This is a genomic window from Treponema sp. (genome assembly GCF_017430385.1).
In the GTDB taxonomy this organism is placed as follows: domain Bacteria; phylum Spirochaetota; class Spirochaetia; order Treponematales; family Treponemataceae; genus Treponema_D.
The window spans coordinates 30,376-43,193 of sequence record NZ_JAFRNB010000174.1 but is presented as its reverse complement, the minus strand read 5'-3'; the positions used below and the strand labels follow the sequence as shown (position 1 = coordinate 43,193).

8 protein-coding genes are annotated in these 12,818 nt (G+C 42.5%); 3 read left to right on the top strand and 5 right to left on the bottom strand.

Annotation, left to right across the window (positions count from 1 at the left end; genetic code table 11):
* Positions 1 to 761 (top strand): phosphohexomutase domain-containing protein (locus tag IJJ71_RS13630; RefSeq protein WP_486389628.1); only part of this gene is annotated, 761 nt, incomplete at its 5' end.
* 191 nt (positions 762 to 952) lie between these two features.
* Complete coding sequence (locus IJJ71_RS13625; protein ID WP_296847794.1) at positions 953 to 1,102, top strand: hypothetical protein; 150 nt, start codon at positions 953 to 955, stop codon at positions 1,100 to 1,102.
* A gap of 788 nt (positions 1,103 to 1,890) precedes the next feature.
* Here the strand turns inward: IJJ71_RS13625 and IJJ71_RS13620 are convergent.
* Positions 1,891 to 5,307 carry a pectinesterase gene (locus IJJ71_RS13620; RefSeq protein ID WP_296847793.1) on the bottom strand — a complete coding sequence of 1,139 codons (3,417 nt, stop codon included), beginning with the start codon at positions 5,305 to 5,307 and terminating at the stop codon, positions 1,891 to 1,893.
* A 306-nt stretch (positions 5,308 to 5,613) separates the two neighbouring features.
* On the opposite strand from IJJ71_RS13620, the gene IJJ71_RS13615 reads away from it, so the two are divergent.
* Positions 5,614 to 7,812 (top strand): substrate-binding domain-containing protein, encoded by a 2,199-nt coding sequence (locus tag IJJ71_RS13615; RefSeq protein WP_296847791.1) that lies wholly within the window; start codon positions 5,614 to 5,616, stop codon positions 7,810 to 7,812.
* Here the strand turns inward: IJJ71_RS13615 and aspS are convergent.
* The 4 genes from aspS to IJJ71_RS13595 all read right to left on the bottom strand — a co-directional run bounded on the left by aspS (position 7,809) and on the right by IJJ71_RS13595 (position 12,741).
* Positions 7,809 to 9,644: an aspartate--tRNA ligase gene (aspS, locus tag IJJ71_RS13610; RefSeq protein ID WP_296847790.1), complete on the bottom strand. Its 1,836-nt coding sequence runs from the start codon at positions 9,642 to 9,644 to the stop codon at positions 7,809 to 7,811. The two genes, IJJ71_RS13615 and aspS, sit on opposite strands and share 4 nt — an antisense overlap.
* Before the next feature lie 191 nt (positions 9,645 to 9,835).
* A complete protein-coding gene (locus tag IJJ71_RS13605) occupies positions 9,836 to 11,221 on the bottom strand; it encodes a pectate lyase family protein (protein WP_296847789.1) in 1,386 nt (461 codons plus the stop codon).
* A gap of 104 nt (positions 11,222 to 11,325) precedes the next feature.
* Positions 11,326 to 11,595 (bottom strand): ACT domain-containing protein, encoded by a 270-nt coding sequence (locus tag IJJ71_RS13600; protein WP_296847788.1) that lies wholly within the window; start codon positions 11,593 to 11,595, stop codon positions 11,326 to 11,328.
* 9 nt (positions 11,596 to 11,604) lie between these two features.
* Entirely contained in the window at positions 11,605 to 12,741 is a 1,137-nt protein-coding gene (locus IJJ71_RS13595) for an Mbeg1-like protein (RefSeq protein ID WP_296847787.1), read from the bottom strand.
* Positions 12,742 to 12,818 lie beyond the last annotated feature (77 nt).

Below are 12,818 nucleotides of genomic sequence, written 5' to 3'. Positions count from 1 at the left end.
CAATTCAGAGCGCAGTCCTCAAAAACAAAGCTGATTTGGGCCTGATTTTCGACACCGACGTTGACCGAATGTCAGCCGTCCTCCCTGACGGAAGAGAAGTGAACCGAGACGCAATCATCGCCCTCGTTGCGGCAATTCTCGCCCCGGAATATCCAAATTCTACTATTATTACAGATTCTGTCACATCGGACAGACTCACCCGCTTCCTCGAAAAAGAACTGGGCCTCAAGCACCACTGTTTCAAGCGCGGCTACAAAAATGTAATCAACGAATGCAAACGCCTTAACAAAGAAGGAATTGTCTCGCCGCTCGCAATGGAAACAAGCGGTCACGGTGCCCTCAAAGACAATTTCTATCTCGACGACGGAGCTTTCCTTGCAGTCAAAATCGTAATCGCTCTGGCAAACGCAAAAGCTCAGGGAAAATCCCTTGCAAGCCTGATTGAAAAGCTCGACCCGCTCGTTGAAGCACAGGAAATCCGCTACAAAATCAATTGCGAAGATTTCGGCTCTTACGGTGACAAAGTTCTTGAAGAATTCAAAAAACGCGCCGAAGAAGCAAAAATGATCATGCCAAAATCTTACGAGGGAGTTAGAATCAGCTTCCAGGACGAAGACAAAAAAGGCTGGCTTTTGCTCCGAAAATCCCTGCACGACCCGGTAATGCCACTCAATGTTGAAGGCGAAAGACCTGGCGACGCAAAAAAAATCCTCGAGACAGCACAGAAACTACTCGAAGGATTTGATAAACTGAGTTTGTAAAAAAAGAACAAAAGCGGTGGTTTTGACATGTTCAGCCACCGTTTTTTTTGGACATTTTAATTTCTATCGCTAGTTTATACTGAATAAAAATTCAGTGAAAAAATTATTCAGTAAACTAATCTTTTTGACATATTCGATTATTTTGATGCAGCTCTTTTTTACCCAAATCTCAGCATTTGCGAGAAAATCCGATGCAACTTGCAGAATGTGAAAAAGAAGAATCTCAAATCCGGGAAATCGCGGAACTTTCATGTAAAAAAACCGGTTTCATCTGCTCAGCAGGATTTGATTTCAAAACCGACAAATACGAATGCATCACCGCGAAGACATTTACGGAATAGCACGAGTGTGAGGGTGGACTAACAGGATTTACTGGAATAATTTCAGAAATTTAGATTGGAACACTTTTGGTTTCAGTTGCATCGTTCGTTCTTGATATATACAAGACCTTCGCAAAAAAAAGACAGTAAAAGCAATTAGATAAAAAAATAAAGCCTACGAAGGTTCCACACCATAAAACTGACACGGCAAACAAAAATTCCCAGTAAGTGTTTAAAGATGAGAAAGTAAGTGTTTAAAGATTTTTCTAGTAAGTGTTTAAAAACTTTTCTAGCAAGGAATCAAACTTATTACAGTAAGTGATCAAAAATCATTCTTGGCTTGTATCAAAAGTATGAATGATGCTTATCTCACTTTTTGATTTGATATGATACTGAACCAGGGCAGAAAAAGTGCCTGTTCTTGCGGATTGTCAATATACAGCAAAAACAGGCTCCCAGTTCGAGCATGGCTCTCCCCGAGAATCGAGTACCTTTCATCCAATAAAAAACGGCGGCTGAATGATTTAACCGCCGGAAAATCCATGCTAAGCACGATTTTTTATTGCTGCGGAAAGCTTGCTACAGACCGCAGCTTCCCCATACGCCGAGGACAATGGCTTTATGGGGAGAAATTAACCAATCATACTCTCCGCTTCTATAATAATGAAGCGGAGAACACTGTGCAATGGTTTGTACAGTTAGAAAATACTGATTAGGCTTTTTACGACATTGACAACGGTATCACCAAAGCAAATTGATGAAGGTCCACTTTCCACCGTACCAAGAGCGGCACGGTGGGGGAATACAGGTTAGTTACCTTTTGTGACAACAACTTTATACAAGTAATCTTTCGATGCACTAGTACTAATTTGCATTTTCAAATATGACTGATCTTGCATAATAGCAGCACTACCAGTATCGGTGTAAGTAGCCACCATATCGCTATAACTAGTTAAATCTGAAGCTGCAACTGTAAATGTTGCCGTCATTTCTCCTTGATTACCAGTAAAGTTTGCACTTGCTGGAAGAACACCCCAATTATCTTTTTGATAAACAACAATTGTAACTGAATCTCCAACATTAGCAGGTATATAGAAACAAGTTCCTTTATTTGCCTGTGATGAAGTTGCAACAAACTTTCGTCCACTAGCTTCAGCATCAACAAACAGTAATTGAGGAGTTGTCAAATTAGCAAGATTTGCAGCAATTGTACCATACCCCTTTTTTGCAGTGCTAGAGTTGTATTGAATAGTTGCAGAAGTTGTTGATCCAGCACCCAAAACCAAATTTCCATAGCCAGAAGTCTTGAAATCCCATGTTGCAGTTGGAGTTGTAACCGCAGCATTAATAGTTACATCTTTAGTTGCTGTAAGCCCATTATATGTTGCCGTGATTGTTGCAGTTCCAGTTGTTGAGCCGTCGCCTTTAAGTTTTTCATTTACAACTGTCGCATTTGCCCCTTCTGCGCTCAAAGTTGCTGTAGCAGATGAAGAATCAAATCCGTAAGAACCGATTACATAAGCATTTATGCTTGTTTCAGCATTTGCAGCAATCGAATCAGCACCAGTAACAAGTACAATAAAGCTTGCTGCAGGTGTAGTATCAATTGTTTTTGTCAAATCGTAATCTTCAAGCTTAATTGTTGAAAGATATGATTTATCAATTGTTGTCCATACAACAACATTTACTACAGAAGTTCCTTCGTTTTTCCAAGAAAGAGTTCCGGCTTTTGCAAGTTTTGTCGTTGAAGTTCCATTATTATAGAAGAAACCAGAAGAACCGTTATCATTTGGAATTGTAAGAGTTGCACCCGGAGTTACAGGAATTGTAAGAACCATGTTGTAAAGTTCAGAGCGGTTATTTGTAGAATCCCATGCCTTCATCTTCGTATTACCCCATGCAGATGGTTCAAAACGAAGGTCAAGTGCTACTTTTTTGTTTCCTGTGTAGCCTGCAATTGTTCCGTCATAACTATTTTTTGAAAGAGAACTAACTTCAGCTGTTGCGATACTCTCGAAGTTCCATGTAACAGTTGCTTTAGTCTCGTCAAATGCATCAGCAACTGGATTTTCTGTTCCTGTTGCCCAGCCGTATGTGCCAACATCCCAAATTGCTGTGTCGCTCTTATATTCAGCAGTTCCTGCATCAGCATCTGTAATCTTGACAATTTTATTCAAGATATAGCCACGGTTATGATAGATTCCTGTTTTGTCAGCATTAGAGATTGTTCCTACACCTGTTGCCGTAAGAACACCATCTGTTTTCCAGCCGACTTTGCTTTCATCACCAACTCCGAATGCCTCGCTCTTTTCAAGGACAGAATTAAGCTGTGAAGGGCTGTTTTCTGCAACTGTTGTTCCGACAAATGCCGCCTGATTGTAATATTTGCCTTTTGCATCAGCAAGTTTTGCAGCATCGCTTGAGAACCAAGGATTTCGGAACAAGTATGCGTCGACACCCTCATCAATTGTAATTGTTGAATTCAAAACTACAACACCAAGACCTATTGAGCTTGCCTTTGTTGCGCGAGGTGCTGCAACATAAGCAGCCTTTGTTCTGTCACCGAGCATGTGAAGTTTGCAGTTCTCATACAATGCAACAGTTCCGTTTGATTCCATCCAAATGAAGTCTACATCACCTGCGATATAGCACTTATAGAACCATGCTTTGCCAGTTGTTCGGATTGTGTCCTGATGTGAAATGAATGAACAGTTATAAGCCGCAATCGTTCCAGTACCATTTGAAGCAAGAGCTTCTGCCTGACAATCACTTGAAAGTGAATATGTGTTTTTTACAGTAATGTTCTTGAGTACGAAATTACCGTTGCCTTTCAAATAGAGAAGGTTTCGGGTGCTTTCAGTATTGTTATTCGGATTACCGATGATTTTTACATCTGCACCGTACTCGGTTGTTGTGTCACCTTCAATTGTAAGGGTTCCTGTTCCTGTGTATTCAAGAGTCTTTCCGACTGGAACAATATAAGAACCTTTGCTGAGTGTGATTGTATGATCCGTATTGTCAGCAGCAATTGAGTCAAATACAGTTTTAAGATCATCAGTCTTAACAACACCGTCAAGTTTTACCGTTCCTGAAACAGCTACTTCAACTGCAATCTCGACAGTTGGTTTTCCTGTGCCTGCTTCATTTACTACAGTTACTTTTCCTGTTCCTTCGCTGCTTCCGGCTGCGATTGAGATTGTTTTTGCAGTTTTATCAACTGTTACTGTTGCAAATCCTTCTGGTGCAACTGTAACTTTTGGCTCAACATCTGAACCGGCCTTGTCTTTTGCAGAATATTTGTAAGTTACTGTTTTTCCTGCTGAAACAAGAACTGATTTTACTGCATTTCCGCTTTCATCTTTAACGGTCATAGAAGACTGATCCTGTGTGTTAACGATTTTTTTCATCGTGTAAGTCTCACCGTTATTGATTTTTACAGTTACATTTGACCATGTTGTATAAGCTGAATCGTTGCCCATTGTTCCGATTGCAAAGTAGATTTTTGAATCTGAATCCGGAGTCATCCATACAGGATATCGAACTGCTTTGTTTGCAACTTTCGTTCCTGCGGCATCAAATACATCGACTTCAAATCCTCGCTGTCCGTTGTCTGCAGAGCTTGTAGAAGTGATTGAGCCTTTCAACGCAATTTTGACAGTATAATTAGTATCTTTTGCGAATTTGCCGTCTGTAAGAGTTGTGGTGTCCCAGCCAGAGCCGTTCTCTGTCGTTTTTGACGGTGAAACAGTGTTTTTCGGATTGAGGTAGCGGATTTTATTTCCAGTAGTAACAAGCCACCATCCAATAACCTTATTGTCCTGAATCTGAACAAAACCAATGCCCTGTTTGCCGGAAATGTTGTTTCCGTTAACGACAGCACTGAATTCACCTGTGTCAGAAGTCAAATCTACCGGAGTAGGATAATATCGGAATACGCCGTTGGTATCGTCCTTTCCAAAGTCTGTGATTGAATACGGAGCTGCATCAGAGAACTGGTCATCTGATTTACCGTTATATCTGAACATATACTGATTTGGGAATTTTTCAACAATCTGAGCCTCTGTCAGCTGCCCAAGCTCTCCCTTTGATCCACTGTCCCCAGCTGAAGGAACTTTCACTTCATCATCTGAAACACCGCTTCCACTTACAGCACATGCCGAGAAGAGAAAGCCTAAACCAGCCAACATACCAAGCAAGACTGCCAGCTTGTTAAAGATTTTTTTCATACAATCCTCCATTTTTATTTTTGTATGTTTTTTTCAAATATCGTAAAAATACAATTTTCTGCTCAAGTCGGATTTTTACGACATTTTGTTAGTGTCTAATTTATTCGCTGGATGTCAATTTTGATATGCAAAATATGAATTTTTTAGAGTTAAGTTTGTACAAATTTTAAATAAGGCGTGTTTAAGAATTTGAATTTGACTACTAAAATACAATTTATTCACACAAAATATATAAGATATTGCTATTTTTTAAGAATTAGCCGTTTTAATCTATAAAATTTAATCATCCTCATGTATAATATTTGTATGAATCAGGAAATCACCCGGCGAAGGGAATTTTTGGCCAGCCGCAAAAGCTCAAACAGCGACAGACTCACAATCGGCTTTACATGTCTTGCCGACTTTCGCAGCTTTATCGGTCAGGAATACATTGCCGGGATTGTAAAGGCTTGCGAAGACTACGACATCAACTTCATCAACATGAGCCAGGCAATCAAATATTCCATTTTCGATGACGCAAATTTCATCTCCCAGTATCAGAAAAAATTCCGGTTCATGAAGGCTCCCCTTATCGACGGTCTGATTACATGGGCTTCCTCGATGGCGCCTTACATTTCAAACGAAGAAATCGTCCAGCAGTTCAAGTCCCTCATGCCGCTTCCCATGGTTGACATCGGTTACCTTGAAATTCCGGGTGTAACGGCGGTCAGAATCGACAATTCCTGCTCAATGAATCTTCTCGTCGAGCATCTTTACAAAAAACATTCCTTCACAAGAATCGCATTCATGGGCACAAAAGCATCCGGCCCGCACCTTGAGCGAATCAGTTCCTTCAAAAAAGCCCTTCAGAAATTCAAGCTTGACTCAGAAAATGCCCCGGTTCTCATGGCTGAAAATCTTGATGAAGCAACAATAATCCACACCGCCGAAGAATTTTTCTATCAGTGCATAAAGGACAAGGAAAAATCGGAACGGATTGAGGCTGTCGTCACTTCAAGCGACATCGTTGCCTCAGTATTAATCACGTTCTTGCAGGGAAAGGGAATCAGCGTGCCCGAAGACATTGCCGTCACCGGTTTCAACAATCAGTACAAGGGAATCACGACTTCTCCGCCTGTCACCACAATCAACCTTGAATATTTCAAGCGCGGCTACATGGCGGTCGAACTTTTAATCAACAAAATCATGGATCCAAAAAGCCCGGCCGAACTCATCAGGATTCCGACAAGCCTGATTGTACGCGAAAGTTGCGGCTGCTTTGAAAGTGAAATCCTTGAAGCCGAAGAAGAATTTTCTGAAAATCCGGAACTCAGTGAAGAAGCGAGCGAAGACGAAGGAAGGAATTTTCTTTTTGAAAAGATCAATCAGATTTTTGCAAAGGAAAGCCACGAACGGAAAATCGCACTCGTGAACGCAGTTTTTGAAGATTTGTACGAAAAATTCACTCCGCCAAAAACGCTTTCCTGGTTCAGGAATTATTTCAGCGGCGAACGAGGCTCGCACTTTAAGGCAACGAACTGCCAGAAAACAATCACGAATTTCCGCTCATGTCTTCTTGCTCTTGCAGGACACGACTGCAACCAGCGGTTCAGAATTGAAAACATCGTCAGCCAGCTTCGGGTCATGTGCTCCACTACTTCGGACTATGAAAGCCGGGCAAAGAACGAAAGTCCGTACACATTCAACAACATCACTCAGGCGGCGATTCATTTTGCTTCGGCGACCACAGGTCCGCAGATGAAAAGCGTGCTTAAAACACACCTTACGGAAATGGGAATCCCCGGAATCATCCTTTCTTTGAGCGACAACATGACGACGGATTTGGAAACGAGCAATGTCGAGCTTGTAATTCCCGCGCAGAACGAATTTGAAAAACTTCCGCTGCCCTACCGTGTGAACGAAGTCGCAAATTTTCCGAAATCATTTTTTCCGAAAAAAGGCCGTTTTTCAGTCGTTCTTGAAATCCTCTATTATAATGAACGATATTTCGGATTCGCTTTCATGCAGATGCGGTCAAAAAACATGGCTCTCTACGATTCAGTCCGCTCGCTTTTATGCCACTCGCTCTACGAAATTTACCTCAAGGAAGGGCGCACAAAAGAACATTCCATGCAGCTCAACACCAAGCCAATCGAAGGAATCCTCTCGCTTTCAGACGGCAACGCGGTCATGCTTGACTCAGGAAAAATCACGCTCAAAAAGATTCAGTCGTACCTTCTGGAGCATATCGGCGAAAAAACGAATCTCGACCAGATTTCAAAAGATTTGGGAATGAACAAAACAAAGCTGATTCGCCAGACAAAGGCGGTTACAGGCTACACGGTGCAGACATTGCACGAAAAATTGAAAATCGAACTGGCAAAAAACCTGATTATTGAAGGAAAACTGACGCTTTCAGAAATTGCGGAGCGGCTGGGCTTCCTTAACAGCAATTATTTCTCAAATGTATTCAAGAAAAACACTGGTGAAAGCCCGCGCTCCTGGGGTAAAAAACAAAGGAACTAGTCCTTTTCGATTTCCATGCATTTCAAATGCAAGTCATCCAACTGTTGCTGGTCGACAACTGACGGGCACTCGTCCATTGGGCTTGCTGCCAGATTGTTCTTCGGGAATGCGATTACTTCGTGGATTGATTCCTCGTGGCGCATGAGCATTACGAGGCGGTCAAGTCCCGGTGCGATTCCGCCGTGTGGTGGGGCACCGAATTTGAATGCCTGAACGAGGAAGCCGAATGCTTTCTGTGCGCGCTCTTCTGAGTAACCAACGATTTTGAAGATTCGCTGCTGCAAAGCAGGATCGTTGATACGCATGCTACCAGAAGCAAGCTCGTAGCCGTTCAAAACGAGGTCGTAGAGGTCGCCATTGACAGCCCCCGGGTCAGATTCCAGAGTGTCCCAGTATTTTTTCTGCGGAAGAGTGAACATGTGGTGCTCAGTCTCCCAGTGATTTTCGTCCTCATTCCATGCAAAGTAAGGGAAGTCGATAATCCATGCGAAGTGGAATTCATCGGCCGGATTGTAAAGGTTCAAGTCCTTTCCCAGCTGTTTTCGGACTGCGCCCATTGCAACACAGGCAACCTGCCATTTTTCATCGCTTACGAAGAGGAGCAAGTCGTTCTTTTCTGCGCCGAGCTTAGAGCAGATTTCAGATTCTTTTCCGGCGAAGAATTTTGAGATTCCGCCTTCGAATTTGCCTTCTGCATCAACTTTCATCCAAGCCAAGCCTTTTGCGTGGTTGATTTTTGCAACTGATTCCAAAGCCTCAATCATCTTGCGGCTGTATTTGTCAGCAACGTTCTTAACAACGAGGGCTTTGAGTCCGCTTCGCTTGTGTCGCTCGATGTCCTTAGAAGCGGCAGCAGCACCGGCCTTGAATGCGTTGAAGTCGCTCAAGTCAGCCATGAAAGCTGCGTCCTGCATCTTGAGGTCGAATCGCAAATCAGGCTTGTCGCTTCCGTACAAATCAAAAGCGTCATCCCATGAAATGCGGTCAAATTTTGCTGGCAAATCATAGTTCAAAGTCTTTTTGAAGATGTACTGCATCATTCCTTCGGTAGTTGTAAGAACTTCCTCGCGGTTTGTGAAGCTCATCTCCATATCAATCTGCGTGAATTCCGGCTGACGGTCGCCACGAGCATCCTCATCACGGTAGCAGCGGGCAATCTGGAAATATTTGTCGAATCCAGAAACCATCAAAAGCTGCTTGTAAAGCTGTGGTGACTGCGGGAGAGAATAGAATTTTCCAGGGTGAACGCGTGAAGGAACGAGATAGTCGCGTGCTCCCTCTGGAGTTGACTTGATGAAAGTTGGAGTTTCAATCTCCAAGAAACCTTTGCTTGTGAGATATTCGCGTGTCGCAAAAGTGACCTGTGAGCGCAGGATGATGTTTTTCTGCATCGGCTCACGGCGAAGGTCAAGGTAGCGGTACTTCAATCGCAAGTCTTCGTTAGGGAGAACAACAGTTCCGTCCTTCTGGCGAACTTCCTCGATTGAGAAAGGCAATTCCTGAGAAGTTGTGAAGATTTCGATTTCTTTTGCTTCAACTTCGACTTCACCAGTTGCCATGTCAGGGTTTACATCTTTTTCGCTTCGGGCAGCAACAACGCCTGCGACAGCGATACAATATTCGCTCTTCAATGACGAAGCAATTTTTTTGAGCTCGTCGCTTGCACCGTCACCGACCATAACCTGAGTGATTCCGTAGCGGTCACGGAGCTGAATAAAAACAAGGCCGCCCAAATCTCGTGACCGGCTGACCCATCCGTTCAATACAACATTCTTACCAACATCGCCCTTGCGCAATTCACCGCAAGTGACTGTTCTTTTTGAGTTTTCCATGCTGAATATTTTAGTGATATGTAAGAGTTTGAGCAAGAAAAATAGAGTGCGACCCAACCGCCTCCCGTCCTTCCGCAACTCACTCACGCTCGGTCGCTCCGCGACTGCCTCTGGCATTGCTCCAGCACGGCGCATACATCACTTCTTCAGAACAAAAGTCCCCTTCGGTCAGGCCGCACCGGATTATCCGATTAATCAGCTAAAGTACAGCCCGCACCTGCGTTGGCAGCGACAATCTCCTTGATTTTTGAAGCATCGTCCAAAGTGCATGAGTAGCTGATTTCAAACGGTTTTTCGCTCTGAGTTGCGAGACTGCTAGTTCCCTCATTTCGCGAAGTGAACACATTTCCCTTCTCATAGCATTTTCCGCTTGGACTTGTTGATTTTGAAATACAGTATTTTACGCCTTCACCAAAATAATTATTCTCGGCAATAATTGTATAAGCTCCGTATCGTGCAGCAATTGAAGCCTGCTGTGAATAATAAGCGTTTGAATCACGCTCGTAACTGTTGTTGTAAATGTGCATGTTCGGATAAGCCGTCAATGGCAAACGCTGACCGCAGTTCAAAAATCTGTTGTGGTGAATCGTAATGTTTCCGCCGCTCACATCACTAGAGCTTGAACCAATCAGCATAGTCTTGTCATGATTTTTGAAAATACAATTTGAGATAGTAATATTTTTTGCACCTTTTGTGATGTCACAAAGACCGTCATAATTCTGCCATTTTTCTTCTGAGTTGTCAGATATTTTGACTTTTGAATATTTCATAGTGTCTTCAAAAGTACAATGGTCAATCCAAATATCGTGAGTTTCAGCATCTTCAATGGCAATGCAATCCCACTGTGCATTAAAGCCATCACCTGTTTCATGATGAGGGAAAGGATCATAAGAATCCTGAACAGTAATATTTCGGATAATAACATTTGAAACATTCGAGATTTTGAAACAACCGCCCTTGATTACTGCATCTTTCAAACCAATGATTGTTGTGTTCGAGTTTAATTTGATTCTGATTTTATCTCCGTATTTTCTGTTGAGGTTCCACATTTTAGAACCAAGCAAAGACTGAGGAGAAGAAGATGATTTGTCATTAGTTGATGAAGAACAGCTTGCAGCATATTTTGTTTTAAAATCAGCATACGAATTAAATGTACTTTCATTGCTGGTTACAAACGCATCCAAAGCACTTGTCGAACCGCCCGCCTCACTTGGAAGCATTCCTTCGCTCATATCAATCATGCCTTTTATATAAATCAGTCCGCCTTTTGAAATGGCAGAAAGTAATTCTGCTCTTGTAGTAACTGTCGTTCCTGTGCCTGTCTGAGCCGTTACAGAAGCATATCCCACAGGTGCGTCGCTAAGCTTAATCGTCCGTGAAGAGTCATTGCCACCCTGCTTTTCTTTTTCCTCAACCTTTCCGTTGCCGCCTTGGCCGTCCTGTTTTGGCTGTGATACTGTTACTGGACTGCTGCTGTCGCTACCGCCGTCAGAGCAGCCGAAAAAAGCTAAAAATGAAGCAAAAATAAGGGAACTAAAAAAAATCCCGAACGATAAAACTTTATGATTTTTTGACATGAAATGCCTCCATGCCCACAATCTTAAAGTATATGTTCGGAATTTTCTTGTATAAAAAATTGCAATTATTGAATAAAAACAGACAAAAGTATCGTTTTTACACACTAGATTCGGTGCATTGACGAGAATACTTTTTCAGCCATGACATTGATTTCAACGCCCATTTCCTCGCCTGTCTTTGTAAGGACATCGCGAAGGCCGTCAATCGCAATGTCTGCTCCGTCAAGAGAAACCATCATCATCATGACGAAATTGCCAGAAAGAATTGTCTGAGTGATGTCAGCAATGTTAATTTTATGTTTTGCAAGAAGCGCGCTCACTTCCGCAATGATTCCAACTTTGTCGCTTCCAACGACTGTAATAATCGCATTCATAAGTTTATTTTACAGATTTATGCTTTCTTTGGCTATTGTTTTTACAAAATCTCCTGCGATTTTCATTGCTTCGTCACGAATTCCCGGCTCCAGTTTTGCGAATGCTTTTATAACTTTTCCCGCGTTTTTAAACTTATCCTTGTCAAAATCCGAATTTGTGATTGCGTTCGTTGATTCCAAAAGACCAAAAAGAGTCTCCACGAACTGTTCCCGCTGATTCGGCAAAATCTCCTCAAACCATTTGTTGAACGACTTGAAGAAAATCTCGCTGCCCGAATCAAGTTCCTCTTTGGTCTCAAAGTCTGTGCCTTTTATGAACCAGCTGAACGGATTATGCTGCATCACAAGCCTTTCATCGCTCAGGGCAATCTTGTAAGAATCATAATGATGGAACAACATCCCGATTATCGAGAACTGCGGATAAACTGAACAAATCAACTGTTTAATAGAAAAGAATTCATCGCTATCAAGAGAATTCTGAGAAAAACCAGGGCCGTCAAAATTATAAACGCGGCAAAGATTCTTCTTGGATTTTTCGTTCAGGAACGCGCTAGCAAAAATCGCGAGATTTCCGCCCTTGGAATGGCCGCCAACAAAAATCTCGGCTTTTTTGAACTCAGCGGCGGCATTTTCAAGATACGCGCTGGCATCCTGCTGAGCCGGAACCTGCTCCAAGAAAGCGAGGTTGAAATCTTCCTTCCAGCCAATAAGAGTGTCGTCCGTGCCACGGAATGCAACAAAAATCTTCGGACTTTCAAGAACCCCGCCCTTATCAAGCACAAAAGTGACTGCCGAAAACTGCTCTTCCTTTTCAGAATCGTACCGGCTCACAAAACCAGTGACTTCGACATTCCCGAAGCGAACGCTCTCACCGGCCTTTTTTAAAAGCTCATTTGATTTCGGGTCAATAAGAACTCCCAGATCGCTTCGTTTTTCAAAATCACTTGAGCCGAAAAAAATCTTTGCCAATTCGGACAACTTAATAGAAGAATTAAAGTCATTCGGTGCAAGCCCGTTGAAATTCATGTAGGAAAGCTGTGCAAAAATCAGGGCATCGACATCATTAAGCGGCGAAACATCAAAGCTCAAATCGCCACGCCAGTCAACATAATCACAAATATCAGATTTCAATTTTTTCCCGAACATAAGAATATTTTAATCCATTTTTCTGATTCACTCAATTTGTTTTTTGTGCTATAGTTTGCGAACATTGACATTCATTA